Source organism: Variovorax sp. OK605 (genome assembly GCF_900115445.1).
Taxonomy (GTDB): domain Bacteria; phylum Pseudomonadota; class Gammaproteobacteria; order Burkholderiales; family Burkholderiaceae_C; genus Variovorax.
On the sequence record NZ_FOWL01000001.1, the window covers coordinates 887,386 to 911,868 of the forward strand.

The following is a 24,483-nucleotide window of genomic DNA, read 5'->3' on the forward strand; positions in this document are numbered from 1 at the left end:
ATAGAAACATCGCGATTTCAAATAGTGCGCATTCATTTCTTAATGTGATATTTCAATGCTTAAATGTTTCCAGACTGCAACCATGCCAGGGCCGGTGCCACTGCAGCTTTTCGCGTTGTCTGCGTAGGGGCTTCACCTAAACTCGGACCATGCCCCTCTCCTCCCCGCTGGCGGTTGCCCGCAGTGCCGTGAAAGCGTCGCCCCTGTCCTGGTGGCGCAAGTGGTGGCGCCGGCAGACGCCGGTGCTGCAGGACGCCGTCGCCATGCTCGCGCCGATGGCGGCCGTGCTTCTCTTTCTTGCCGCCATCGTCTCGGCCTTCTGGTACCTGCGCACCGAGGAAGTCGAGCGCGAGCAGGAGTCGGTGCGCCGCGACGTCGAATACGCGCAGCAGCGCATGCGCCTGCGCCTGCTGGAACGCCAGGAGCAGCTGATGCGCATCGCGCGCGATGCCTCCAATCGCGAGATCGACCCGGTCGAGTTCACCAGCCGCGCCGAGTCGCTGGTCAGCCAGTTCCCCGAGCTGCAGACCATCACCTGGATCGACGACCGCCGCCGTTTCAAGGCCGGCTATGCGGCGCCCAGCGTGCACCCGGCGCAGCAGCACCTCATCGGCGACGTGCTGCGCCCCGGCGACATCGAAAGCAACTACGCCCTGGCGCGCGAACTGCGCCAGCCGGTGTATTCGCAGCCCGTGGCCGGCGGCGACCCGGCGGCGATGCTGCAGCTGCACATTCCTCTGTTCGACCAGGGCCTGTTCGCGGGCGTGGTGCTCGGCGAGTTCTCGGTCGACGGGCTGCTGCGCTACGGCATGCCTTCCGAGGTGCAGGCGCGCTACGCGGTGTCGCTGCTCGACGCCAAGGGCCACGTGATTGCCGGCAACACCACCAACCTGAAGGACAGCGGCACGCGCCTGCTGCCCTGGACCGAGCGGACCAACGAATACGAAGTGCCGGTGTCGCCAGTGGGCAATGCGCTGGTGCTGCGCGCCCAGGCCTACCGCACCTCGCAAGGCGTGGTCGGCAACGGCCTCTTCTGGCTGGTGTGCGCGCTCAGCGTGCTCACGAGCTGGATGCTGATCGGCACCTGGCGCCACACGCGCCGCCGCCTGCAGGCCCAGCAGCGGCTGGTGGCCGAGACCAACTTCCGCCGCGCGATGGAAAACTCCATGCTGACCGGCATGCGCGTGCTCGACCTGCAAGGGCGCATCACTTACGTGAACGCGGCCTTCTGCGCGATGACCGGCTGGAGCGAGGAAGAACTGGTCGGCCAGTCGCCGCCCTTCCCCTACTGGCTCGAGTCCGACCGCGAGGTGATGAACGAGCGGCTCGAAGAGGAACTGCACGGCCGCGCCCTGCCCGGCGGTTTCCAGGTGCGCGTGAAGCGCAAGAACGGCAGCGTGTTCAATGCGCGCCTGTACGTGTCGCCGCTGATCGATGCGCGCGGCCACCAGACCGGGTGGATGACCTCGATGACCGACATCACCGAGCCCACGCGCATCCGCGAACAGCTGTCGGCCTCGTACGAACGCTTCACCACCGTGCTGGAAGCGCTCGACGCGGCCGTGTCGGTGGCGCCCATCGGCAGCGAGGAACTGCTGTTCGCCAACAAGCTGTACCGCCTGTGGTTCGGCTCGGACACCGTGGGCCACCTGGGCATGGTGGCGCAGGCCGGCGTACCGGCCTCGAACGCGCACGACGAGGGCCTGGACGACGTCGACCCCTACGCCGGCCTGCCGATCGACACGCTCACCGCCGCGCAGACCGCCAACAACGAAATCTTCGTGCCGCACCTGGGCAAGTGGCTCGAAGTGCGCTCGCGCTACCTGACCTGGGTCGACGGCCGCCTCGCGCAGCTGGTGATCGCCACCGACATCACGCCGCGCCGCGACGCCGAAGAGCAGGCCGCCGCGCAGGCCGACAAGGCGCAGGCCGCGAGCCGCCTCATCACCATGGGCGAGATGGCCTCCAGCGTGGCGCACGAACTCAACCAGCCGCTGACCGCCATCACCAACTACTGCAACGGGATGATGTCGCGCATCAAGGGCCAGTCGATCGACAACGACGCCCTGCTCGCGGCGCTGGAGAAGACCTCGAAGCAGGCGCAGCGCGCGGGCCAGATCATCCAGCGCATCCGCTCCTTCGTGAAGCGCAGCGAGCCCAACCGCACGCCGGCCGACGTGGCGACCATGGTGAGCGAGGCCGTCGAGCTGGCGGGCATCGAGCTGCGCCGGCGCAACGTGCGCCTGAACCACTACGTGGCCGCGCGGCTGCCGGTGGTGCGGGTCGACCCGATCCTGATCGAGCAGGTGATGGTCAACCTGCTGAAGAACGCGGCCGAATCCATCGACATCGCCGACCGGCCGCTGGCGCGCCGCAGCGTCGAGCTGCGCGTGCTGCCCAAGGTCATCGAGGGGCACAACGCCATCGAGTTCTCGGTGCAGGACACGGGCAAGGGCCTGGCGCCGGAGGTGATGGACCGGCTCTACGAAGCTTTCTTCTCGACCAAGCCCGAAGGCATGGGCATCGGGCTGAATCTGTGCCGCACCATCGTCGAGTCGCACCGCGGCCGGATGCAGGCGGAGAACATCTACAATGGTCCGGATGTGATCGGATGCCGTTTTTCCTTCTGGATTCCGGTGTTGGACGCTATCAGTTCCGTAGCTAGCGACGAGGCAAAGGTACCTGCATGAGTTTGATTCCGAAGAAGGGCACGGTCTACGTCGTCGACGATGACGAAGCCGTACGCGATTCGCTGCAATGGCTGCTCGAAGGCAAGGACTACAGAGTCCGCTGTTTCGATTCCGCCGAATCCTTTCTCTCCCGATACGACCCGCGCGAAGTCGCCTGTTTGATCGTCGACATCCGCATGGCCGGCATGACCGGCCTCGAATTGCAGGATCGGCTGATCGAACGGCGCTCCCCGCTGCCGATCGTGGTCATCACCGGCCACGGCGACGTGCCGATGGCGGTCGACAGCATGAAGAAGGGCGCGATGGACTTCATCCAGAAGCCCTTCAACGACGAAGAGCTCGTCACGCTGGTCGAGCGCATGCTCGAACATGCGCGCGGCGCCTTCACGCAGCACCAGCAATCGGCCAGCCGCGACGCGCTGCTGTCCAAGCTCACGGGCCGCGAGGCGCAGGTGCTCGAACGCATCGTCGCCGGCCGCCTGAACAAGCAGATTGCCGACGACCTGGGCATCAGCATCAAGACGGTCGAGGCGCACCGCGCCAACATCATGGAAAAGCTCAACGCCAACACGGTGGCCGATCTGCTGAAGATCGCCCTCGGGCAGGCGGCGCCAGCGGCCAAAGCCTAGAAGCTGTCCGACCGATAGCAACGAACGACCCCTACGCCTGCGCAAGCGGGCGTTTCTACTTGGAAAATCGAAACCGATGACCGCCCAACTGATCGACGGCAACGCCCTCGCCAAAACCATTCGCGCCGAAGTCGCCGGCCGCACCGCGGCGCTGAAGGCCCGCGGCGTGAACCCGGCCCTTTCCATCATCCTCGTGGGCGAAGACCCGGCCAGCCAGGTCTATACCAAGCACAAGGTCAACGACAGCACCGAGACCGGCCTGCAGGCCACCCTCGAGACCTACCCCGCCAGCATGAGCGAGGCCGACCTGCTGGCCCGCATCCGCACCCTCAACGACGACCCGAAGGTGCACGGCATCCTGGTGCAGCTGCCGCTGCCCAGGCACATGGACAGCCAGAAGGTCATCGAGACCATCTCGCCCGCCAAGGACGTCGACGGTTTCCACGTCGCCAGCGCCGGAGCGCTGATGACCGGCGCCCCCGGCTTCTGGCCCTGCACGCCCTACGGCTGCATGAAGATGCTCGAATCGATCGGCTACGACCTGCGCGGCAAGCACGCGGTGGTCATCGGCCGCAGCAACATCGTCGGCAAGCCGATGGCCATGATGCTGCTCGCCAAGAGCGCCACCGTGACCATCTGCCACAGCGCCACGCAGGACTTGGGCGCCATCACGCGCCAGGCCGACGTGATCGTCGCGGCCGTGGGCAAGCGCAACCTCCTGACGGCCGACATGGTGAAGCCGGGTGCCGTCGTCATCGATGTGGGCATGAACCGCAAGGAAGACGGCAAGCTGGCCGGCGACGTCGATTTCGACGGCGTGAAGGAAGTTGCCGGCTGGATCACGCCCGTGCCCGGCGGCGTGGGCCCCATGACGCGCGCCATGCTGCTCGCCAACACCCTTGAAGCCGCCGAACGCGCCGCCAAGTAACTTTCATGGCCATGACGAACAACCCCCTCCTCGACTTCACCGATCTCCCGCTGTTCGACCGCATCAAGCCCGAACACGTGTCCCCCGCGGTCGACACGCTGCTGGCCGATGCCGAAACCGCGCTGCAGGCCGTGACGGCGCCTGAATTCCCCGCCGACTGGAATGCCATCTCGAAGGTGCTCGACGTGGCCTCCGAACGCTTCAGCCGCGCCTGGGGCGCCATCGGCCACCTCAACGCCGTGGCCGACACGCCCGAGCTGCGCGCCGCCTACAACGAGGCGATGCCGCGCGTCACCGCTTTCTGGACCCGCCTGGGCTCCGACGAGCGGCTGTATGCCAAGTACAAGGCCATCGACGTGGCCACGCTCAATGCCGAGCAACGCCAGGCGCATCGCAATGCCGTGCGCAACTTCGTGCTGGGCGGCGCCGAGCTGCAGGGCGACGCCAAGAAGCGCTTTGCCGACATCCAGGAACGCCAGGCCGAACTGAGCCAGAAGTTCAGCGAGAACGCCCTCGACGCCACCGACGCCTTCGCCTACTACGCCCTGCTCGGCGAGCTCGACGGCGTGCCCGAGGACGTGGCGAGCGCCGCGCGCGCCGCCGCCGAAGCCGACGGCAAGGAAGGCTACAAGCTCACGCTGAAGATGCCGTGCTACCTGCCGGTGATGCAGTTCGCCAAGAGCAGCGTGCTGCGCGAGAAGCTCTACCGCGCCTACGTGACGCGTGCCAGCGAGTTCGGCGACGCCGCCTTCGACAACACAGCGCTGATCACCGAGATCCTCGCGCTGCGTGAAGAAGAAGCCAAGCTGCTGGGCTACAACAATTTCGGTGAACTCTCGGTCGTGCCGAAGATGGCCGAGTCGCCCGAGCAGGTCGTGAAGTTCCTGCGCGACCTCGCCACCAAGGCCAAGCCCTACGGTGAACGCGACCTGGCCGACCTGCGCGTCTTCGCGTCGGAGCAGCTCAGCATCACCGACCCGCAAGCCTGGGACTGGAGTTACATCGGCGAGAAGCTCAAGGAAGCGCGCTACGCCTTCAGCGAGCTGGAGGTGAAGCAGTACTTCCCGGCGCCGAAGGTCATGGCCGGCCTGTTCAAGATCGTCGAGACGCTGTTCGAAGTGTCGATCCGCCGCGACTCGGCGCCCACGTGGCATCCGAGCGTCGAGTTCTACCGCATCGAGCGCGCCGGCCAGAAGGTCGGCCAGTTCTACCTCGACCCGTCCGCCCGCGCCGCCAAGCGCGGCGGCGCCTGGATGGACGACGTGCGCGCCCGCTGGCTGCGCCCCGACAACGGCGTGCTGCAGACGCCCATCGCGCAGCTGGTGTGCAACTTTGCGAGCGGCGTGGACGGCAAGCCGCCGCTGCTCACGCACGACGACGTGACCACCCTCTTCCACGAGTTCGGCCACGGCCTGCACCACATGCTCACGCAGGTGAACGAGCGCGACGTCTCGGGCATCAGCGGCGTCGAGTGGGATGCGGTCGAGCTGCCGAGCCAGTTCATGGAAAACTTCTGCTGGGAGTGGGACGTGCTCAAGCACATGACCGCCCATGTCGACACCGGCGAGCCGCTGCCGCGCGCGCTGTTCGACAAGATGACGGCCGCAAAGAACTTCCAGAGCGGCCTGCAGACGCTGCGCCAGATCGAGTTCTCGCTGTTCGACATGCTGCTGCACACCGAGTACCACGCGGCCACAGCCAAGACCGGCGACGTGATGGCGCTGCTCGGCAAGGTGCGTGCCGAAGTCGCGGTGATGCCCTCGCCGCCGTTCAGCCGCACGCCGAATACTTTCAGCCACATTTTCTCGGGCGGCTACGCGGCCGGCTACTACAGCTACAAGTGGGCCGAGGTGCTGAGCGCCGACGCCTACGCGGCATTCGAGGAAACCGTGGGCGCCGACGGCGAGCCGAACATCGAAACCGGCCGCAAGTACCGCCAGGCCATCCTGGAGGCCGGTGGCAGCCGCAGCGCCATGGATTCGTTCAAGGCCTTCCGCGGCCGCGAGCCCCAGCTTGATGCGCTGCTGCGACATCAGGGCATGGCGCAAGCGCAGCCCGCTTGATGCGGCGCTGAAGCTTGCGATACTCGGGCGATGCATCCGATTTACAAATTCTCACTGCATCGCCTGAGCTGCGTTGCCCTGTTGCTCGTTGCCTCGAGCGCCATGGCGCAGTCGGTCTACCGCCAGGTCGACAAGAATGGCAAGGTCACGTTCTCGGACCGGGCGCCTACGACCGGCAGCGAGTCGGCACCGCAGGGCGGCCCCGGCACCACGGCCAATGCCGGCCTTTCGTACGAACTGCGGCAAGTGGTTCAGCGCTATCCCGTGGTGTTGTACGCCAGCGAGGAATGCGGCCCGTGCAGCGACGCTCGCACGATGCTCATCACGCGCGGCATCCCGTTCGACGAGCGCATCGTGAAGAGCAACGACGAAATTGAGGCGCTGCAGCGCCTGAGCAACCAGACGTCGCTGCCCCTGCTCACGATCGGCTCACAGCAGCTCAAGGGCTACGCGGATGCCGAGTGGTCGCAGTATCTCGATGCTGCCGGCTACCCCAAGAGCAACAACCTGCCCACGGGTTATCGCAATGGGCTTTCCCGGCCACTGATCACTCAGCCGGCAGCGCCCGCGTCGCGTGCGCCAGCACCGGCAGTGCAACCCGCGCCGCCCCCGCCTCCGCCCGCCTCGAGCGCCCCCAGTCCGAGCAACCCGACCGGCATCAAGTTCTGAACTGGCTGGCGGCTGGCGCTTGACCGCATTCGCGGCCAAAGCGCTCTCCTCTCGCCTCTCAGTCGAACTGCAGCGTCTTCACGCCCGTCGGCGTGCCCAGCAGGCACACGTCGGCCTTCTGATGGGCGAAGACGCCCACCGTCACCACGCCCGGCCACTGGCTCACTTCGGACTCGAAAGCACGCGGATCGCCGATCCGCAGGCCCGTGACGTCGACGATGTGCTGGCCGTTGTCGGTGACCAGCGGCAGGCCGTCCTTCTCGCGCACCTGGGCGATGCCGCCCATGGCGGCGAACTGCCGCATCACGCGGCGCGCGGCCATCGGGATCACTTCCACCGGCAGCGGAAAGGCGCCCAGCGTTTCCACCAGCTTCGATGCATCCGCGATGCAGATGAACTTGCGCGACTGCGCCGCCACGATCTTCTCGCGCGTGAGCGCCGCGCCGCCGCCCTTGACCATGAAGCCGCGGCCATCGATTTCATCGGCGCCGTCGATGTACACGGCCAGTTCCTCCACCTCGTTGCTGTCGAACACCGGAATGCCCAGCGCACGCAGCCGCTCGGTCGAGGCGACCGAGCTGGAGACGGCGCCCTTGATCTCGTCCTTGATGGTGGCCAGCGCGTCGATGAACTTGTTCACCGTGGAGCCGGTGCCGACGCCGACGATCTCGCCCTTGACCACGTAGGCCAGCGCGGCAAGGCCGACCTGGGCCTTGAGTTCGTCCTGGGAGAGCGGGTTGGAGGGGTTTGGGGAGGCGGGTGCGGTCATCGCGGAGAATCCTTGGCTCATTGAAGTCCGGAATTATCCGATGCCCCTGCTGTCGCCCTCCTCGCTCTACGGTCTCGCCCGCCCCTTCCTGTTCGGTTTCGATCCCGAGCACGCCCACGAAATCACGCTCGACGGCCTTGCCCGCACGCAGAACACGCCGCTGGCCTGCGCCTATTCCTCGGCGCGCACCGACGACCCGGTGCAGCTTGCCGGCCTGACTTTTCCGAACCGCGTCGGCTTGGCCGCCGGGCTCGACAAGAACGCCCGCTGCATCGACGCCTTCGCCGCCATGGGCTTCGGCTTCGTCGAGGTCGGCACAGTGACGCCGAAGGCGCAGCCGGGCAACCCCAAGCCGCGCATGTTCCGCTTGCCGCAGCGCGATGCGCTGATCAACCGGCTCGGCTTCAACAACGAAGGGCTCGACGCCTTCCTGGCCAACGTGCAGAAGGCACGCTTTCGCAAGGGTGGCCCCAGCGCAGGCAGCGCCCGCTCGCCGATGCTGCTGGGCTTGAACATCGGCAAGAACGCCGCCACGCCGATCGAGCGCGCGGTGGACGACTACCTCGCCTGCCTCGACGGCGTGTACGCGCATGCCGACTACGTGACCATCAACATCTCGAGCCCGAACACGGCCAACCTGCGCACGCTGCAAAGCGACGAGGCGCTCGATGCGCTGCTCGGCGCGGTGGCCGAACGGCGCGAGACGCTGGCCGCGCGCCACGCCAAGCGTGCACCGCTTTTCGTGAAGATCGCACCCGACCTCGACGAAGCGCAGGTCGCCGTCATCGCCGCAACGCTGAAGCGCCACGGCATGGACGGCGTGATCGCGACCAACACCACGCTCGCGCGCGACGCCGTGAAGGGATTGCCGCACGCGGAGGAGGCAGGCGGGCTTTCGGGCGCGCCGGTGCGCGAAGCAAGCAACCGCGTGGTGTCGCAGCTGCGCGCGGCGCTGGGCGCGGGCTTTCCGATCGTCGGGGTGGGCGGCATCCTGAGCGGTGCCGACGCCAAGGCCAAGATCGCCGCGGGCGCGGACGTGGTGCAGATCTACACCGGCCTGATCTACCGCGGACCGGGGCTGGTCCGCGAAGCCGCCCAGGCACTGCTGCGCGATCGCAGCAAGGCCTGAGCCGACTGAGCCGACTGGATCGGCGGCTTCTTCTTTTCTCTCAGCGCATGCGCCAGAGCACTGGCGCAATGAACGCAGCCCAGCGCAGCAGGCGCTTCGGCCGGATCACCACCACGGCAGCAGCGGCAACCACGCCCGTTGCCACCGGGTGGGCGCGCGCGATGCGCAGCGCCGCAGAGGCAGCCGACTCGTTGGGCGGCGGCGTTTCGCCTTCGTACGGGTCGCCTGCACTCGCCGGCGGCGCCTCGCGTCCGCCCTGCAAGGTGGCGATGCGCTGACGCTGGCGATCCATGCGCGCGAGCAGTTCCTCGCGCGTGGCCGGCCTTGGGGGACGCGGGGCCTCTTCGTCCTGTTCCGGGTCCTTGCCCAGGCCGAAGCGGTCCTGCATCCAGGCCCAGTCGCGTTCGAATTCCTGTCGCGCCGGCTCGAAGCTGTTGGATGCATTGCGCAGGGTCGCCAGTAGGCCGACGACGGCAGCCACCCAGAGCACGACCCATACACCCGCCACCGACCATGCGGCCGTGATGCGGTAAGGCGTTTCCCAGAAATGAACCACCACCGCCACGGACAGCAAGGCCACCGTGACCGTGGTCAGCCCCAGCACGGCCACCACGAGGATCAGCATCAGCTTGAGGCGCTGCTTCTCGTCCTCCCAGGCCATGCGCAGCAGTTGCACCCGATCTTCGGCCGCGAGGGCGCCTTCGGCGGCGGCAATGCGCAAACGCCGGATCCGGGCGTTCAGCCCGAACAGGGACAGCAGCCTCATCGGCTGGCTCCAGCCATGTCCGGTCGAACGGTGCTGCGGTGCGTGCTCAGGTCAGCGGCGGCCAAGCAGCAGGCCCACCAGCACACCGACGGCCAGTGCGGCACCGGCGATCTGCCACGGTTCGTCGTGGGCGTAGGCGTTGGCGGAGGTTGCCGCTTCGCGGGCCTTCTTGGCGGCGAGCTTGCTCTTCTCGGCCGCGAGTTCGCGTGCGATGGCCAGCTTGGTGTCGATGCGCTGGCGCAGCGCCTTGATGTGGGGAACCGAATCCAGGTCCTTGCTTGCCAGCACGCCGCGCACGTCGCTTGCAATGTCTTCGGCTGCTGCTTCAAGATTTTGGGATGCACTCATTGGAATCTTTCCTCCGTGATGACACCGGCACCGCGCCGGCGGCTTCACGCCAGCAAATGGCGTGCTGTCATGTTACAGGCTCAAAAGACCCTCATGCGCGACAGATGCGCAGTCTTTGACACACGATGGCACTTCATCGCGCGCCAGGTGCGCCAAGCGCGCTTCAAGCCTCCGCCAGCAACTCCGCCACGTAGCGGCCGATGGCCAGGCTGCTCGTGAGCCCGGGCGATTCGATGCCGAAGAGATTCACCAGCCCGGGCACACCATGCGAGGCAGGCCCGTCGATCATGAAGTCGGCAGCCGGCTCTCCCGGACCGGAGATCTTCGGGCGCATGCCCGCATAGCCCGCGATCAACGCGCCGTCGGGCAGCGCCGGCCAGTACTTGCGAACCTCGGCATAGAAGCCGTCGCCGCGCGAAGGGTCCACGACCAGGTCGTCGGCCGAAGCGACCCATTGCACGTCGGGGCCGAACTTGGCCTGGTCGCCCAGGTCGATGGTCAGGTGCACGCCCAGGCCGCCCGGCTCGGGCACCGGATAGACGAGGCGCCCGAACGGCGCGCGCCCCGACAAGGTGAAGTAGTTGCCCTTGGCGAAGTACTCCGTGGGCACCGACGACGCAGGCAGGCCCTCGAAGCGCCGCGCCAACGCCGGCGCACCCAGGCCCGCGGCGTTGACGACGCTGCGGCAGCGCAACGCGGTGCCGTCTTCCGCTATCAGGACAATAGCGCCGTCCCCACATTCAGCGCGCGTGATGGGCGATTTCAACGCCAGCATGCCGCCCGCGTTCTCGAGGTCGCCGAGCAGGCTCAGCATGAGCGCGTGGCTGTCGACGATGCCGGTGCTCGGCGAGTTGAGCGCCGCCACGCAATGCAGTTGCGGCTCCAGCGCGATGGCCTGCTGTGCGGTCAGCAACTCCAGGTCGTCGACGCCATTCGCCGCCGCCTTGGCCCGGATGACTTCCAGCTGCCCGGCCTGTTCGGGCGACGTGGCCACGATGAACTTGCCGCAGCGCCGGTGCGGCACGCCGCGCTCCGCCGCGTAGGCATAGAGCAACTGCTTGCCCTCGACGCACAGCTTCGCCTTGAGCGAACCCTGCGGGTAGTAGATGCCTGCATGAATGACTTCGCTGTTGCGCGAACTCGTCCCGGTGCCGATGGCACCTTCGGATTCGAGCACCAGCACTTCCCGGCCGGCGAGCGCCAACGCGCGCCCCACCGCCAGCCCCACCACGCCACCGCCGATGACGGCGCAACCAATTTCGTCCATCGCGCGAGCTTAGCGCGGCCCGCGTCACGGATTCATCGCTGCGCGCGAGTCATGTCGCGGTGGGCGGTGGCTCGGGATCGGTGGGCTCGTCGGGTGCGTGGCTGGGGCCTTCGTCGGGCTCGACGGGCAGGTCGGGGGTGACCGGGGTCGGCAGATCGGGATGGGTGGCCATGGTCGTGCTCCTTTGCCTTGGTTGCCTTGGTTGCCTTGGTTGCCTTGGTTTCTAGGCCGACGCAACGCAAGATGCGCCAGCCTCGGGCTGCACTTGCCGTCGGCGCGGGCCGACAGCGCAGCCAGAACCCAGCGACACATCAAGGCAGATCGCGTGTGACACCCATGTGAAAGCCGCTGCATCACCCGCGCTGTTAAATCGCGTTACCACTGCGGCTTGGGAATCCGCGGGTGATGTGCTGTACTTTGCAACGCTGGCGCCACCGGCGAGCGCCGCGCTTTCCAGAGGGAGGAGAAAGAACAATGCCCACCATCGACGCCAACGGGATGCTTGTCGATCCCAAGGTGATACCCAGACGGTCATCGGGAATCGAGCACGGCGCGCTTCCCAGCGTGCTGGCCATCGTCGTTCACCAGACCGACTCGCCCACCGCCGAGTCCAGCCTCAACGGCTACCAGGCGGGCGGCAACGGCGCCCACTTCCTGATCGACAAGAACGGCCAGATCTACCAGACGGCCAGCCTGTTCGCGCGCTGTTATCACGTCGGCAAACTGATCAAGTCGAAATGCCTGACCGTGAACAAGAGCAGCTGCGACACGGCCGCCATGGCCAGGATGCTGGCCATGTCGTGGACCAGCCAGATCAATGCGATCGATGCACATGAGCGCGCGAAGCCGTACCCCGACCGCTATCCGGTCAACAGCGATTCGATCGGCATCGAGCTCGTCGGCATGCACATCGACGACAACAGCTACGAGGCCGTGACGGCCGCGCAGAACGCTTCGCTTCAATGGTTGATCGACGCGCTGTACGCGCAGTTCGACTTGAAGTCGAGCGACGTCTACCGGCACCCGAGCGTCTCTTACAAGAACCCCGGCGAAGCGAGTTCGGCGGTATGGAAGTGAGAGCCCGGGTCGTTGCGCTGCTGGCTGGCGCGGTGCTCGTCGCTTCGTGCGCAACAACGCGCGATGCGGCGTTCAGCAACATCTACGTCGCCGATTTCCATTCCGACGCGCCAGCCTCCTGCCGTGCGTCGGACGTGCCGCGCAGCCACGGCAAGGCGCAGGAATTCTTCTCGCGCGCGAAAGAGGTCGACTACAAGACGCTGCACGACCACTACGAGCAAGCGCCTTGCTATGCCGAGGGCACGCTGACCCGGCAAGGCCGATCATGCGATTGGCGGATTCGCGCGGGGGGTACGGGGTCGGTCCAGTGCGGGGAGCAGAAGCTGTACTTCGCATGCGATACCTGCGACGGCCTGTTCGGCGCGAAGTAGGTCGAGAGAAGCCGGAAGATCAAGCGCAATCGAAAGCAAACGCGCAAGAAAAAAGCGACTTGGAAATCCAAGTCGCTTTTTCTGTTTGGTGGGCGGTGGAGGTTTCGAACCTCCGACCCCAGCAGTGTGAATGCTGTGCTCTACCCCTGAGCTAACCGCCCTGAGACACTGCTTTTCAGTTCAGTGTCTTGAACACGTATCGCGTTGTGCGCAGCCTCAGATTATGCCACAGCTTTTTAGGCGTTCTGACGAAACAACGTGCGACCACCACTAGATTTATCGAGTTGCGTCAAAACAGCGTCGTGCGCGGCCAGCTCCTGCTCGCCCGCCAGGATCACCGGCAACTCGAACTGGCTCAGGTCGATGGCCACCACGGCGGCGCCCTGCACGGGCTCGTTCGAGGCCACGTCGATGAGCAGCGCATCCTGTCCGCGCGTGAGGTTGATGTAGACGTCGGCCAGCAGTTGCGCGTCGAGCTTGGCGCCGTGGAAGGTGCGGTTCGAACGGTCGACGCCGAAGCGATCGCACAGCGCGTCGAGCGAATTGCGCTTGCCCGGGTACACCTGCTTGGCCATGGCCAGCGTGTCGGTCACTTCCGCCACGAAGGTGCGCAGCGGGGGCAAGCCGGCGCGCTCGAATTCCTTGTTGAGGAACCCGACGTCGAAAGCCGCGTTGTGAATGATCAGCTCGGCACCGCGCAAGTACTCGATGATGTCGTTGCCCAGCGTCGCGAACTTCGGCTTGTCGCGCAGGAAGTCGGTCGTCAGGCCGTGGACCTTCAACGCGTCTTCATGGCTCTCGCGCTCCGGGTTGAAGTAGATGTGCAGGTCGTTGCCAGTGAGCTTGCGGTTGAACAGCTCCACGCAACCGAGCTCGATGACGCGGTCGCCGTTCTCCGCGGAGAGGCCGGTGGTTTCGGTATCGAGAACGATCAGGCGGCTCATGCGCGCCCCCTGGCTCGGCACGTCGTGTCCTCGCCGCCCACCAACGGGGTGCGAGCTTGCTTGAAACGGCCCGGCGCTGCGCTCATCAGTGGTTTTCCTTGGCGTGGTTGATCGAGTACTTGGGAATCTCGACCGTCACATTCTCCTGCGCCAGGATCGCCTGGCAACTCAGGCGCGATTGGGGCTCCAGGCCCCAGGCGCGGTCGAGCAGGTCTTCTTCGCCCTCTTCCGCCTCGTTGAGCGAGTTGAAGCCCTCGCGCACGATGACGTGGCAGGTGGTGCAGGCACAGCTCATCTCGCACGCGTGCTCGATGTTGATGTTGTGTTCGAGCAGCGCCTCGCAGATCGAGGTGCCAGCGGGCGCGGTGATTTCAGCGCCCTGCGGGCAGTACTCGGGATGCGGATAGATCTTGATCGTGGGCATGTTGTTCTTCTAGAGGGATTCGACCTTGCGGCCAGCCAGCGCGCGTGCAATGCCCGCGTTCATGCGCTGTGCGGCAAAGGCTTCGGTGTCGTCGGCCAGCTTCTTGGTGGCCGCCTCGATCGCGGCCGCCTCGTCGCTGCCCTTGGCGGCTTCGCGCAGCTGCACCATCGAGGCGTCGATGACGGCGCGCTCTTCGTCGCTCAGCAGGTCGCCGTCGGCGTCGAGCGCGCTCTGCGTGGCCAGCAGCATGCGGTCCGCATCGACGCGGGCCTCGACGAGCGCGCGGGCCTTCATGTCCTGCTGCGCGGTGGAGAAGCTCTCCTGCAGCATCGTCGCGATCTGGTCGTCCGACAGGCCATACGACGGCTTCACGGCCACGCTGGCCTCGACGCCGCTGCCCTGCTCCTTCGCGCTCACGCTCAGCAGTCCATCTGCATCGACGGTGAAAGTCACGCGGATGCGCGCCGCGCCGGCCGCCATCGGCGGAATGCCGCGCAGCGTGAAGCGCGCGAGGCTGCGGCAGTCGGACACGAGGTCGCGCTCGCCCTGCACCACGTGCAGCGCCAGTGCAGTCTGGCCGTCCTTGTAGGTCGTGAAATCCTGCGCCATCGCGGTCGGAATGGTCTGGTTGCGCGGCACGATGCGCTCGACCAGCCCGCCCATGGTCTCGATGCCGAGCGACAGCGGAATCACGTCGAGCAGCAGCAGTTCGCCCGCGCCGTTGTTGCCGGCCAGCTGGTTGGCCTGAATGGCTGCGCCCAGCGCCACGACTTCGTCGGGGTTCAGGTTGACCAGCGGCTCGCGGCCGAAGAAATCGGCGACGGCGCGGCGAACCTGCGGCATGCGCGTGGAGCCGCCGACGAGCACGATGCCTTGCAGGTCGTCGGGCTTGAGCTTCGCGTCGCGCAACGCCTTGCGCACGGCCGCGATGGTGCGGTCGGTGAGCGCCTGGGTCGCCGTATAGAACTGCTCACGGGTCAGCTCGAAGCTGATCGCCTCGCCGGCAACGCTGGCGCCGAATGCGGTCGATGCCGATTCGGTCAGCGCTTCCTTGGCGGCACGCGCCGCCACCAGCAACGCGGCCTTGTCGGCATCGCTGCCGGCCTGCAAGCCCGTTTGCGCGCGCACGAAGTCGGCCAGCGCGTGGTCGTAGTCGTCGCCGCCAAGGGCCGAGTCGCCGCCCGTGGCAATCACTTCGAACACGCCCTGCGTCAGGCGCAGGATCGAGATGTCGAAGGTGCCGCCGCCCAGGTCGTAGACCGCGTAGACGCCTTCGCTCGCGTTGTCGAGCCCATAGGCAATGGCCGCCGCGGTGGGCTCGCTGATCAATCGCAGCACGTTGAGGCCGGCCAGTTGCGCGGCGTCCTTGGTGGCCTGGCGCTGGCCTTCGTCGAAGTAGGCGGGCACGGTGATGACCGCGCCATAGAGCTCGTCGTCGTCGAAGGTGTCCTGGGCGCGATAGCGCAGCGTGGCAAGGATCTCGGCGCTGATCTCGACCGGCGACTTTTCGCCGGCCAGGGTCTGCACCATCACCATGCCGCCGTCGCTGCTGCCGATGCGGTAAGACATGGCATCGCGGTTGGCGATGTCGGCCAGGCCGCGGCCCATGAGCCGCTTCACCGAGGTGATGGTGTTGGCCGGGTCCTGCGCGCGCGCGGCCACGGCGTCGAAGCCGATCTGGCGGCGATCGCCTGCGAGGTAGCGCACGGCCGAAGGCAGCAGCACGCGGCCCTGGTCGTCGGGCAGGCACTCGGCCACGCCGTTGCGCACCGAGGCGACCAGCGAATGCGTGGTGCCCAGGTCGATGCCCACGGCAATGCGGCGCTGATGCGGGTCGGGCGCCTGGCCGGGTTCGGAAATCTGAAGAAGAGCCATAAGGCTTATTGTCCCAACTGATCGAATTTGGCTTCGACGTCCTGTCCGAAGCGCTCAATGAACATGAGGGCTCTCACCTGCTGCGCGGCGGCCGGGTAGTCGCCCTTCTCGTCGATGAGCCAGTCGAGCGACGACAGCGCGCGTGCGCGGCCGGCCTCGACTTCGGCCTGCAGCTTCTCGAGGGCCGCAAGGTCCTCGACCTCGTCGAGCGCCTCGCGCCATTCCATCTGCTGCATCAGGAACTCCGGCGGCATTGCCGTGTTGTTCTCGGCGTTCAATGGCGCGTCGTTCAGCTCGCAGATGTAGCTGGCGCGGCGAATCGGATCCTTGAGCCGCTGGTAAGCCTCGTTGATGCGCACCGACCACTGCATGGCCACGCGCTGCGCCGCCGCGCCCTGCGCGGCAAAGCGGTCCGGGTGGGCTTCGCGTTGCAGCTCTTTCCAGCGCGCGTCGAGCGCGGCGCGGTCCTGCGCGAAGGTCGCCGGCACGGCGAACAGTTGAAAGTCGGTGTCGTTCAGGTTCATGGCAAGAAAAAACCGCCAGCACATGACATGGTGGCGGCTGTGGTCGCGGTCAGCGACGGCGCATCAGATGCGAAAACTCTCGCCGCATCCGCAACGGTCGCGTTCGTTCGGGTTGATGAACTTGAAGCCTTCGTTCAGGCCTTCGCGCACGAAGTCGAGCTGCGTGCCGTCAATGTAGGCCAGGCTCTTCGGGTCGACCAGCACCTTCACGCCGTGGTCTTCGAACACCACGTCTTCAGGCGTGAACTCGTCCACGTACTCGAGCTTGTAGGCCAGGCCCGAGCAGCCCGTGGTCTTCACGCCCAGCCGCACGCCCACGCCCTTGCCTCGTTTGCCGAGGTAGCGGGTGACGTGTCGCGCAGCGGCTTCGGTCAGCGTGACGGCCATGTCAGTGGACGGCTTCGGCAGCAGCGGATTCGGTCTTGACGCCGTGCTTGGCCTTGTAGTCGCTCACGGCGGCCTTGATCGCGTCTTCGGCCAGGATGGAGCAGTGAATCTTCACCGGCGGCAGCGCCAGTTCTTCGGCGATCTGCGCGTTCTTGAGTGCAGCCGCTTCGTCGAGCGTCTTGCCCTTGACCCATTCGGTCACGAGCGACGACGAGGCAATGGCCGAACCGCAGCCGTAGGTCTTGAAGCGTGCGTCTTCGATCACGCCGGTTTCGGGGTTGACCTTGATCTGCAGCTTCATCACGTCGCCGCAAGCCGGTGCGCCGACCATGCCGGTGCCTACCGAGTCGTCGCCCTTTTCGAAGGAGCCGACGTTGCGGGGATTTTCGTAGTGGTCGATGACCTTGGAAGAATATGCCATGGTGTACCTCTCAAACTTTGTTCAATCGTGGAGCCTTGGGCTGGCCGCTTGTGCTGGTGTCAGTGGGCCGACCACTGGATCGTGCTGATGTCGACGCCGTCCTGGAACATCTCCCACAGGGGGCTCAGCTCGCGCAGCTTGGCAACGTTGTGCTTGATGGTCGAAATGGCGTAGTCGATTTCTTCTTCGGTCGTGAAACGGCCGATGGTCATGCGAAGGCTGCTGTGGGCCAGCTCGTCGCTGCGGCCCAGGGCGCGCAGCACATAGCTGGGCTCCAGGCTGGCCGAGGTGCAGGCCGAACCCGACGACACCGCCAGGCCCTTGATGCCCATGATCAGCGACTCGCCTTCGACGTAGTTGAAGCTCATGTTCAGGTTGTGCGGCACGCGGTGCTCGAGGTCGCCGTTGATGAACACCTGCTCGACGTCCTTCAGGCCGTCCAGCAGACGCTGCTGCAGGCGGCGTGCATGGGCGATGTCGTCCTTCATCTCGAGCTTGGCGATGCGGTAGGCCTCGCCCATGCCGACGATCTGGTGCGTGGGCAAGGTGCCCGAACGCATGCCGCGCTCGTGGCCGCCACCGTGCATCTGGGCCTCGAGCCGCACGCGCGGCTTGCGGCGCACGTACAGCGCGCCGATGCCCTTGGGACCGTAGGTCTTGTGCGACGCGAGGCTCATCAGGTCGATGGGCAGCGCCGTGATGTCGATGTCGACCTTGCCGGTGGCCTGGGCCGAATCGACGTGGAAGATCACGCCCTTCTCGCGGCAGACATTCCCCAGCGCGACCACGTCCTGGATCACGCCGATTTCGTTGTTCACGAACAGCACGCTGGCCAGGATGGTGTCGGGGCGAATCGCGGCCTTGAACTTTTCCAGGTCGACGAGGCCGTTTTCCTCGACGTCGAGGTAGGTGACTTCGAAGCCCTGGCGCTCGAGTTCGCGCATGGTGTCGAGCACGGCCTTGTGCTCGGTCTTCAGCGTGATCAGGTGCTTGCCCTTGCCCTTGTAGAACTGCGCCGCGCCCTTCAGCGCGAGGTTGATCGACTCGGTGGCACCCGACGTCCAGACGATCTCGCGCGGATCCGCATTGATCAACTCGGCCACTTGGCCGCGCGCCTTCTCGACCGCCTCTTCAGCCTCCCAGCCCCAGGCGTGGCTGCGCGACGCCGGGTTGCCGAAGTGTTCGCGCAACCAGGGAATCATGGCGTCGACCACACGCGGGTCGACCGGCGTGGTCGCGCCGTAGTCGAGATAGATCGGGAAATGAGGAGTTACGTCCATGGCTGGCTCGTGCTGGCGTGGGGGGTTGTTCTTGATCTGGGCTGCTCATGGCAGGCGCCCGCGGGCGCCGCCGGGAAATCAGGGCTCAGGACTTGGCGAAGGCGTTGCCGAGGGCGAACACCGAGTTCGGGGCGTTCACGCGGATTGGCTTGACGACCGGCTGGGCCGAGATCGCGCGCTTGACGACCGGCTTGTTCTCGATCTGCACGCCCTTGGCGATCTGGTCGTCGACGAGCTTCTGCAGCGTGACGGAGTCGAGGAACTCGACCATGCGCTGGTTCAGCGAGGCCCACAGCTCGTGCGTCATGCAACGGCCGGCTTCGCCCAGGCAGTTTTCCTTGCCGCCGCACTGGGTGGCATCGATGGGTTCATCGACGGAAACAATGATGTCGGCCACGGTGATGTCCGCGGCCTTGCGGCCGAGGCTGTAGCCGCCGCCGGGGCCGCGGGTCGACTCGACCAGCTCGTGACGGCGCAACTTGCCGAACAGCTGTTCGAGGTACGACAGAGAAATCTGCTGCCGTTGGCTGATTGCCGCCAGCGTGACCGGACCGGTGTTCTGACGCAACGCCAGATCGATCATTGCCGTGACCGCAAAACGGCCTTTGGTAGTGAGACGCATCGCAAGCTCCTTCAAGTGCTTACCGTTGAAATGACACCGTGGTCCTGGACCGCGGTGACTTCGTCTCCGCCCTGCCCGACCCCTGACGCTGGTGAACCAGTCAGTAGGAGTCGGTCCTTCATCGCGAAGTTCTTGTCTTGTTGTTGACTGTTTCGCTCAAGTATAACAGAAGGCCCCGAACTCTGCTGGGGTAAACCCCAGCGGCTTGGCCCCACGTTCGGCTTGAAAAAAGCGAACCTCTGTTTTACTGCGGCGGTATGGCGATGTTGTCGCCACCCGACGCTCCGAAGGCCTGCTCGCGCAGCAGCGCCAGCTGGTCGCGCACCCGGGCCGCCTTCTCGAATTCGAGGTTGCGGGCGTGCTCGAGCATCTGCTTCTCGAGCCGCTTGATCTCCCGGGCGATGTCCTTCTCGCTCATGTCCTCGACCTTGGCGCGTTCCAGGTCGAGCTTGGCCATTTCCTTGCCCGTCTTCTCGCTGTAGACGCCGTCGATCAGATCGCGCACCTGCTTCACGATGCTGCGCGGCGTGATGCCGTTGGCCTCGTTGTGGGCAATCTGCCGGGTGCGCCGGCGCTCGGTTTCGCCGATGGCCTTCTTCATCGACTCGGTCATACGGTCGGCGTACAGGATGGCCTTGCCGTTCAGGTTGCGCGCCGCCCGGCCGATGGTCTGGATGAGCGAGCGCTCGGCGCGCAGGAAACCTTCCTTGTCGGCGTCGAGAATCGCCACCAGCGACACCTCGGGAATGTCCAGCCCCTCGCGCAGCAGGTTGATGCCCACCAGCACGTCGAAGGTGCCCAGGCGCAGGTCGCGCAGGATTTCCACCCGCTCGACCGTGTCGACGTCGCTGTGCAGGTAGCGCACCTTCACGCCGTTGTCGCCCAGGTAGTCGGTCAGCTGCTCGGCCATGCGCTTGGTCAGCGTGGTGATGAGCACGCGCTCGTTCTTGTCGACGCGCACCCGGATCTCGCCCAGCACATCGTCCACCTGGTGGGTGGCGGGCCGGACCTCGACCTCGGGGTCGATCAGCCCGGTCGGCCGCACCAGTTGCTCGACCACGTTGCCCGCATGGTCCTTCTCGTACTGCGCCGGGGTGGCCGAAACGAATATGCATTGGCGCATACGGGTCTCGAACTCCTCCAGCTTGAGCGGCCGGTTGTCCAGCGCGCTCGGCAGGCGAAAGCCGTACTCGACCAGCGTGGTCTTGCGCGCCCGGTCGCCGTTGTACATGCCGCCGAGCTGGCCGATCATCTGGTGGCTCTCGTCGAGGAACATCAGCGCGTCCTTCGGCATGTAGTCGGTCAGCGTGGCCGGCGGCTCGCCGGGGGCGGCGCCCGAGAGGTGGCGCGTGTAGTTCTCGATGCCCTTGCAGTGGCCGATCTCGGCCAGCATTTCCAGGTCGAAACGCGTGCGTTGCTCCAGCCGCTGGGCTTCCACCAGCTTGCCCGCGCCCACCAGCTCCTTGAGCCGGCCGCTCAGCTCGATCTTGATGGTCTCCACCGCCGCCAGCACCTTGTCGCGCGGCGTCACGTAATGGCTCGACGGGTACACGGTGAAGCGCGGCACCTTCTGGCGGACGCGCCCGGTCAGCGGGTCGAAGAGCTGCAGCGACTCGATCTCGTCGTCGAACAGCTCGAAGCGGATGGCCAGCTCGCTGTGCTCGGCCGGGAACACGTCGATGGTGTCGCCGCGCACCCGGAACGTGCCGCGCGCAAAGTCCTGCTCGTTGCGCGTGTACTGCATGCGGATGAGCCGCGAGATCAGGTCGCGCTGGCCGACCTTGTCGCCGACGCGGGCAATCAGCCGCATCTCCATGTAGTCCTCGGGCGTGCCGATGCCGTAGATGGCGCTCACCGTGGCCACGATGACCGTGTCGCGCCGCTCCAGCACGCTCTTGGTGGCCGACAGGCGCATCTGCTCGATGTGCTCGTTGATCGACGAGTCCTTCTCGATGAACAAGTCGCGCTGCGGCACGTAGGCCTCGGGCTGGTAGTAGTCGTAGTAGCTGACGAAGTACTCGACGGCGTTCTTCGGGAAGAACTCGCGGAATTCGCTGTACAGCTGCGCCGCCAGCGTCTTGTTGGGCGCGAACACGATCGCCGGGCGGCCCAGCCGCGCGATCACGTTGGCCATGGTGAAGGTCTTGCCCGAGCCGGTAACACCCAGCAAGGTCTGGAACACTTCGCCGTCGATCACGCCCTCGACCAGGCCCTCGATGGCCTTGGGCTGGTCCCCGGCCGGCGGATAGGGCTGGAACAGCTCGAAAGGCGAGCCCGGGTACGTGATGAATTCGCCCTGTTTCGCAGGACCGATCGGGTCCAGCTTCTTCAGGTCTGCTATGGCTTCGTTGTTCTCTGGCATGGCTGTTCCCGACAGGTGGCGTGTCGCCGGTAAAATTCAAGGCAACCGGAAAGCGTAGCGCAAGTCCGGTTGCCAGCGAAGCTTTCATCCCAAAGGACCTTTCCATGTCTATGTTCACCGCGGTCGAAATGGCACCGCGCGACCCGATCCTCGGCCTCAACGAGCAATTTGCCGCCGACACCAACCCCCACAAGGTCAACCTCGGCGTCGGCGTCTACTACGACGACAACGGCAAGCTGCCCCTGCTCCAGTGCGTGCAAGCGGCCGAGCAGAACATGATGAAAGCGCCCACAGCGCGCGGTTATCTCCCCATCGACGGCATTGCCGCGTACGACAACGCCGTGAAGGCGCTGGTCTTCGGCGTCGACAGCGAACCCGTCACCTCGGGCCGCGTCGCCACCATCCAGGCCATCGGCGGCACCGGCGGCCTGAAGGTCGGCGCCGACTTCCTGAAGAAGCTCAACCCCAGCGCCAAGGTGCTGATCAGCGACCCGAGCTGGGAAAACCACCGCGCGCTGTTCACCAACGCCGGCTTCGAAGTCGAAAGCTACCCCTACTACGACGCTGAAAAGCGCGGCGTCAACTTCGACGGCATGCTGGCCGCGCTCAACGCAGCCCCCGCCGGCACCGTGGTCGTGCTGCACGCCTGCTGCCACAACCCCACCGGCTACGACATCACGTCCGAGCAGTGGGACCAGGTGGTCGCCGCCGTCAAGGCGAAGAACCTCGTGCCCTTCCTCGACATGGCCTACCAGGGCTTCGGCTACGGCCTGAAGGAAGACGGCGCCGCCGTTGCCAAGTTCGTCGAAGCAGGCCTCACCTTCTTCGTCTCCACGTCCTTCTCCAAGAGCTTCAGCCTGTACGGCGAGCGCGTCGGCGCCCTGTCGGTGCTGTGCGAGAGCAAGGAAGAAGCCGCCCGCGTGCTGTCGCAGCTCAAGATCGCCATTCGCACCAACTACAGCAACCCGCCCACGCACGGCGGCGCCGTGGTGGCCGCGGTGCTTGGCAACGCCGAACTGCGCGCGCTGTGGGAAAAGGAACTCGGCGAGATGCGCGTGCGCATCAAGGCCATGCGCCAGAAGCTGGTCGACGGCCTGAAGGCCGCCGGCGTGAAGCAGGACATGGGCTTCATCACCACGCAGATCGGCATGTTCAGCTACTCGGGCCTGACCAAGGACCAGATGGTGCGCCTGCGCAATGAATTCGGCGTGTACGGCACCGACACCGGCCGCATGTGCGTCGCCGCGCTGAACAGCAAGAACATCGAGTACGTCTGCGCCTCGATCGCCAAGGTCATCTGAATCGGCCATCCGCAGTCATCCAGGTGACAGCAAAGTGTGAGGGAATCGCGTTCTCGACGATTCCTTCACACTCCGAGCGACAAGCACCCACGCTGTGGGGTGTGGGTAGGGTTTAGGCCCCCTGCAATGCAGCGGATGCGCTGATATATTGCACTGCAACATTCCACTCCAACACCAGCGATGCTTTACCAACTCTACGAAGCCCAGCGTTCCTTGATGGAGCCGTTCTCGGACTTCGCCCAGGCAGCCTCCAAGCTCTATGGTCCCGGCGCCGTGTGGGGCCAGATGCCCATGGCCCAGCGCATGGCCGCAGGCTACGACCTGCTCTACCGCCTCGGCAAGGACTACGAGAAGCCCGAATTCAACATCAAGTCGGTGAAGGTCGAAGGCAAGGACGTCGTCATCCAGGAAGCCATCGAGCTCGACAAGCCCTTCTGCGAGCTGCGCCGCTTCAAGCGCTTCACCGACGAGCCGCACATCCTCAAGACACTGAAGAGCCAGCCCGTGGTGCTGGTCGTGGCGCCGCTGTCGGGCCACTACGCCACGCTGCTGCGCGACACCGTGCGCACCATGCTGCAGGACCACAAGGTCTACATCACCGACTGGAAGAACGCCCGCCTGGTGCCCCTGGCGGACGGCGAGTTCCACCTCGACGACTACATCAACTACGTGCAGGAGTTCATTCGCCTGCTGCAGGCCGAATACGGCAACTGCCACGTGGTGAGCGTGTGCCAGCCGACCGTGCCCGTGCTGGCCGCCGTGTCGCTCATGGCCAGCCGCGGCGAGGCGCTGCCGCTCACCATGACCATGATGGGCGGCCCCATCGACGCGCGCAAGTCGCCCACCGCGGTCAACAACCTCGCGATGAACAAGAGCTTCGAGTGGTTCGAGAACAACGTGATCTACCGCGTGCCGCAAGGCTTCCCCGGTGAAGGCCGCCGCGTGTACCCGGGCTTCCTGCAGCACACCGGCTTCGTGGCGATGAACCCCGACCGCCACGCCAGCAGCCACTACGACTACTTCAAGGACCTCATCAAGGGCGACGACGCCAGCGCCGAGGCCCACCGCAAGTTCTACGACGAGTACAACGCCGTGCTCGACATGGACGCCGATTACTACCTCGAGACCATCCGCACCGTGTTCCAGGAGTTCGACCTGGTCAACGGCACGTGGGACGTCAAGAACCCCGAAGGCCAGGTGGAGCGCGTGCGCCCGCAGGACATCCGCGGCACCGCCCTGCTCACCGTCGAAGGCGAGCTCGACGACATCTCGGGCTCCGGCCAGACCGAGGCCGCGCACAGCCTGTGCACCGGCATTGCCGACAGCAAGCGCGAGCACTACGAAGTCAAGGGCGCGGGTCACTACGGTATCTTCAGCGGCCGCCGCTGGCGCGAGCTGGTGTACCCGAAGGTGCTGAAGTTCATCGCCGCCAACGACGAGCCGCAACGCCGCGCCGCCGACAGCGCCCCGCTGGCCTCCGAAGACGCGGTCAAGCCCGTCCGCAAGACGGCCGCCGTCGCGGCGAAGAAGGCACCGGCGACCAAGGCCAAGGCCGTGGCTGTCGCCGCGCCCGTGAAGAAACCCGCCGCGCGCAAGAAGGCCGGCACCAGCGCCGCGCGCTGAAGCGCGCACGCCAA

General features: G+C 65.9%; 24 protein-coding genes and 1 tRNA gene. 10 read left to right on the forward strand and 15 right to left on the reverse strand.

What is annotated here, in order from left to right; genetic code table 11:
* The first annotated feature begins 149 nt into the window (after positions 1-149).
* The 5 genes from BM013_RS04200 (at position 150) to BM013_RS04220 (ending at position 6,979) form a co-directional block, all read left to right on the forward strand.
* A complete protein-coding gene (locus BM013_RS04200; protein WP_093123139.1) occupies positions 150-2,690 on the forward strand; it encodes a PAS domain-containing sensor histidine kinase in 2,541 nt (846 codons plus the stop codon).
* A complete protein-coding gene (locus BM013_RS04205) occupies positions 2,687-3,319 on the forward strand; it encodes a response regulator transcription factor (RefSeq protein WP_012747279.1) in 633 nt (210 codons plus the stop codon). The genes BM013_RS04200 and BM013_RS04205 overlap by 4 nt, the downstream gene beginning before the upstream one ends.
* Positions 3,320-3,395: 76 nt before the next feature.
* Entirely contained in the window at positions 3,396-4,247 is an 852-nt protein-coding gene (gene folD, locus BM013_RS04210) for a bifunctional methylenetetrahydrofolate dehydrogenase/methenyltetrahydrofolate cyclohydrolase FolD (RefSeq protein WP_093123142.1), read from the forward strand.
* Between the two features lie 5 nt (positions 4,248-4,252).
* Complete coding sequence (locus BM013_RS04215) at positions 4,253-6,310, forward strand: M3 family metallopeptidase (protein ID WP_093123144.1); 2,058 nt, start codon at positions 4,253-4,255, stop codon at positions 6,308-6,310.
* Positions 6,311-6,340: 30 nt separating this feature from the next.
* Positions 6,341-6,979 carry a glutaredoxin family protein gene (locus BM013_RS04220; RefSeq protein WP_093123147.1) on the forward strand — a complete coding sequence of 213 codons (639 nt, stop codon included), beginning with the start codon at positions 6,341-6,343 and terminating at the stop codon, positions 6,977-6,979.
* 58 nt (positions 6,980-7,037) lie between these two features.
* Here the strand turns inward: BM013_RS04220 and rpiA are convergent, their stop codons facing one another.
* Positions 7,038-7,748 (reverse strand): ribose-5-phosphate isomerase RpiA, encoded by a 711-nt coding sequence (gene rpiA / locus BM013_RS04225; RefSeq protein ID WP_093123149.1) that lies wholly within the window; start codon positions 7,746-7,748, stop codon positions 7,038-7,040.
* Between the two features lie 40 nt (positions 7,749-7,788).
* Between rpiA and BM013_RS04230 the strand changes: the two genes are divergently transcribed.
* The gene (locus BM013_RS04230) at positions 7,789-8,877 is read left to right on the forward strand and encodes a quinone-dependent dihydroorotate dehydrogenase (RefSeq protein WP_093123152.1); all 1,089 of its coding nucleotides are present in this window, start codon (positions 7,789-7,791) and stop codon (positions 8,875-8,877) included.
* A gap of 40 nt (positions 8,878-8,917) precedes the next feature.
* On the opposite strand, the gene BM013_RS04235 is transcribed toward BM013_RS04230, so the two are convergent.
* The 4 genes from BM013_RS04235 to BM013_RS04250 form a co-directional block, all read right to left on the reverse strand.
* Complete coding sequence (locus BM013_RS04235; protein WP_093123154.1) at positions 8,918-9,643, reverse strand: phage holin family protein; 726 nt, start codon at positions 9,641-9,643, stop codon at positions 8,918-8,920.
* Between the two features lie 51 nt (positions 9,644-9,694).
* On the reverse strand, positions 9,695-9,991 hold the full coding sequence (locus tag BM013_RS04240; RefSeq protein WP_093052316.1) for a glycine zipper domain-containing protein: 297 nt from the start codon (positions 9,989-9,991) through the stop codon (positions 9,695-9,697).
* 163 nt (positions 9,992-10,154) lie between these two features.
* Positions 10,155-11,258: an NAD(P)/FAD-dependent oxidoreductase gene (locus BM013_RS04245; protein WP_093123156.1), complete on the reverse strand. Its 1,104-nt coding sequence runs from the start codon at positions 11,256-11,258 to the stop codon at positions 10,155-10,157.
* A gap of 49 nt (positions 11,259-11,307) precedes the next feature.
* Complete coding sequence (locus tag BM013_RS04250; protein ID WP_093123159.1) at positions 11,308-11,430, reverse strand: stereocilin; 123 nt, start codon at positions 11,428-11,430, stop codon at positions 11,308-11,310.
* A 302-nt stretch (positions 11,431-11,732) separates the two neighbouring features.
* Between BM013_RS04250 and BM013_RS04255 the strand changes: the two genes are divergently transcribed.
* On the forward strand, positions 11,733-12,335 hold the full coding sequence (locus BM013_RS04255; RefSeq protein WP_093123161.1) for a peptidoglycan recognition protein family protein: 603 nt from the start codon (positions 11,733-11,735) through the stop codon (positions 12,333-12,335).
* Positions 12,326-12,706, forward strand: coding sequence for a hypothetical protein (locus BM013_RS04260; protein WP_093123163.1), 381 nt, complete (start codon positions 12,326-12,328; stop codon positions 12,704-12,706). Before BM013_RS04255 ends, BM013_RS04260 begins: the two co-directional genes overlap by 10 nt.
* An 86-nt stretch (positions 12,707-12,792) precedes the next feature.
* Here the strand turns inward: BM013_RS04260 and BM013_RS04265 are convergent.
* The 10 genes from BM013_RS04265 to uvrB all read right to left on the reverse strand — a co-directional run bounded on the left by BM013_RS04265 (position 12,793) and on the right by uvrB (position 21,545).
* Positions 12,793-12,867 (reverse strand) — tRNA-Val (locus BM013_RS04265).
* Between the two features lie 75 nt (positions 12,868-12,942).
* On the reverse strand, positions 12,943-13,650 hold the full coding sequence (gene dnaQ / locus BM013_RS04270; protein ID WP_093123165.1) for a DNA polymerase III subunit epsilon: 708 nt from the start codon (positions 13,648-13,650) through the stop codon (positions 12,943-12,945).
* A gap of 85 nt (positions 13,651-13,735) precedes the next feature.
* Positions 13,736-14,074 carry an ISC system 2Fe-2S type ferredoxin gene (fdx, locus tag BM013_RS04275; RefSeq protein WP_093123167.1) on the reverse strand — a complete coding sequence of 113 codons (339 nt, stop codon included), beginning with the start codon at positions 14,072-14,074 and terminating at the stop codon, positions 13,736-13,738.
* A gap of 9 nt (positions 14,075-14,083) precedes the next feature.
* Entirely contained in the window at positions 14,084-15,949 is a 1,866-nt protein-coding gene (gene hscA, locus BM013_RS04280) for a Fe-S protein assembly chaperone HscA (RefSeq protein ID WP_093123169.1), read from the reverse strand.
* Positions 15,950-15,954: 5 nt separating this feature from the next.
* Complete coding sequence (gene hscB, locus BM013_RS04285; RefSeq protein WP_093123171.1) at positions 15,955-16,473, reverse strand: Fe-S protein assembly co-chaperone HscB; 519 nt, start codon at positions 16,471-16,473, stop codon at positions 15,955-15,957.
* A 63-nt stretch (positions 16,474-16,536) separates the two neighbouring features.
* Complete coding sequence (gene iscA / locus BM013_RS04290; RefSeq protein ID WP_007828190.1) at positions 16,537-16,860, reverse strand: iron-sulfur cluster assembly protein IscA; 324 nt, start codon at positions 16,858-16,860, stop codon at positions 16,537-16,539.
* A 1-nt stretch (position 16,861) separates the two neighbouring features.
* Entirely contained in the window at positions 16,862-17,281 is a 420-nt protein-coding gene (gene iscU, locus BM013_RS04295; protein WP_081268994.1) for a Fe-S cluster assembly scaffold IscU, read from the reverse strand.
* A 59-nt stretch (positions 17,282-17,340) separates the two neighbouring features.
* A complete protein-coding gene (locus tag BM013_RS04300; protein WP_093123173.1) occupies positions 17,341-18,561 on the reverse strand; it encodes an IscS subfamily cysteine desulfurase in 1,221 nt (406 codons plus the stop codon).
* An 85-nt stretch (positions 18,562-18,646) separates the two neighbouring features.
* Positions 18,647-19,183: a Fe-S cluster assembly transcriptional regulator IscR gene (gene iscR, locus BM013_RS04305; protein ID WP_007828186.1), complete on the reverse strand. Its 537-nt coding sequence runs from the start codon at positions 19,181-19,183 to the stop codon at positions 18,647-18,649.
* Between the two features lie 244 nt (positions 19,184-19,427).
* The gene (gene uvrB, locus BM013_RS04310) at positions 19,428-21,545 is read right to left on the reverse strand and encodes an excinuclease ABC subunit UvrB (RefSeq protein WP_093123175.1); all 2,118 of its coding nucleotides are present in this window, start codon (positions 21,543-21,545) and stop codon (positions 19,428-19,430) included.
* A gap of 104 nt (positions 21,546-21,649) precedes the next feature.
* On the opposite strand from uvrB, the gene BM013_RS04315 reads away from it, so the two are divergent.
* A complete protein-coding gene (locus tag BM013_RS04315; protein ID WP_093123177.1) occupies positions 21,650-22,846 on the forward strand; it encodes an amino acid aminotransferase in 1,197 nt (398 codons plus the stop codon).
* A gap of 180 nt (positions 22,847-23,026) precedes the next feature.
* A complete protein-coding gene (locus tag BM013_RS04320; protein WP_093123180.1) occupies positions 23,027-24,469 on the forward strand; it encodes a polyhydroxyalkanoate depolymerase in 1,443 nt (480 codons plus the stop codon).
* The last annotated feature ends 14 nt before the right edge of the window (positions 24,470-24,483 follow it).

Excerpts from the sequence above, each read along its gene's own strand:
- BM013_RS04200 (WP_093123139.1), top strand. The coding sequence starts at position 150 with ATGCCCCTCTCCTCCCCGCTGGCGGTTGCCCGCAGTGCCGTGAAAGCG.
- BM013_RS04205 (WP_012747279.1), top strand. The coding sequence starts at position 2,687 with ATGAGTTTGATTCCGAAGAAGGGCACGGTCTACGTCGTCGACGATGAC.
- folD (WP_093123142.1), top strand. The coding sequence starts at position 3,396 with ATGACCGCCCAACTGATCGACGGCAACGCCCTCGCCAAAACCATTCGC.
- BM013_RS04215 (WP_093123144.1), top strand. The coding sequence starts at position 4,253 with ATGGCCATGACGAACAACCCCCTCCTCGACTTCACCGATCTCCCGCTG.
- BM013_RS04220 (WP_093123147.1), top strand. The coding sequence starts at position 6,341 with ATGCATCCGATTTACAAATTCTCACTGCATCGCCTGAGCTGCGTTGCC.
- rpiA (WP_093123149.1), bottom strand. The coding sequence starts at position 7,748 with ATGACCGCACCCGCCTCCCCAAACCCCTCCAACCCGCTCTCCCAGGAC.
- BM013_RS04230 (WP_093123152.1), top strand. The coding sequence starts at position 7,789 with ATGCCCCTGCTGTCGCCCTCCTCGCTCTACGGTCTCGCCCGCCCCTTC.
- BM013_RS04235 (WP_093123154.1), bottom strand. The coding sequence starts at position 9,643 with ATGAGGCTGCTGTCCCTGTTCGGGCTGAACGCCCGGATCCGGCGTTTG.
- BM013_RS04240 (WP_093052316.1), bottom strand. The coding sequence starts at position 9,991 with ATGAGTGCATCCCAAAATCTTGAAGCAGCAGCCGAAGACATTGCAAGC.
- BM013_RS04245 (WP_093123156.1), bottom strand. The coding sequence starts at position 11,258 with ATGGACGAAATTGGTTGCGCCGTCATCGGCGGTGGCGTGGTGGGGCTG.
- BM013_RS04250 (WP_093123159.1), bottom strand. The coding sequence starts at position 11,430 with ATGGCCACCCATCCCGATCTGCCGACCCCGGTCACCCCCGACCTGCCC.
- BM013_RS04255 (WP_093123161.1), top strand. The coding sequence starts at position 11,733 with ATGCCCACCATCGACGCCAACGGGATGCTTGTCGATCCCAAGGTGATA.
- BM013_RS04260 (WP_093123163.1), top strand. The coding sequence starts at position 12,326 with ATGGAAGTGAGAGCCCGGGTCGTTGCGCTGCTGGCTGGCGCGGTGCTC.
- dnaQ (WP_093123165.1), bottom strand. The coding sequence starts at position 13,650 with ATGAGCCGCCTGATCGTTCTCGATACCGAAACCACCGGCCTCTCCGCG.
- fdx (WP_093123167.1), bottom strand. The coding sequence starts at position 14,074 with ATGCCCACGATCAAGATCTATCCGCATCCCGAGTACTGCCCGCAGGGC.
- hscA (WP_093123169.1), bottom strand. The coding sequence starts at position 15,949 with ATGGCTCTTCTTCAGATTTCCGAACCCGGCCAGGCGCCCGACCCGCAT.
- hscB (WP_093123171.1), bottom strand. The coding sequence starts at position 16,473 with ATGAACCTGAACGACACCGACTTTCAACTGTTCGCCGTGCCGGCGACC.
- iscA (WP_007828190.1), bottom strand. The coding sequence starts at position 16,860 with ATGGCCGTCACGCTGACCGAAGCCGCTGCGCGACACGTCACCCGCTAC.
- iscU (WP_081268994.1), bottom strand. The coding sequence starts at position 17,281 with ATGGCATATTCTTCCAAGGTCATCGACCACTACGAAAATCCCCGCAAC.
- BM013_RS04300 (WP_093123173.1), bottom strand. The coding sequence starts at position 18,561 with ATGGACGTAACTCCTCATTTCCCGATCTATCTCGACTACGGCGCGACC.
- iscR (WP_007828186.1), bottom strand. The coding sequence starts at position 19,183 with ATGCGTCTCACTACCAAAGGCCGTTTTGCGGTCACGGCAATGATCGAT.
- uvrB (WP_093123175.1), bottom strand. The coding sequence starts at position 21,545 with ATGCCAGAGAACAACGAAGCCATAGCAGACCTGAAGAAGCTGGACCCG.
- BM013_RS04315 (WP_093123177.1), top strand. The coding sequence starts at position 21,650 with ATGTCTATGTTCACCGCGGTCGAAATGGCACCGCGCGACCCGATCCTC.
- BM013_RS04320 (WP_093123180.1), top strand. The coding sequence starts at position 23,027 with ATGCTTTACCAACTCTACGAAGCCCAGCGTTCCTTGATGGAGCCGTTC.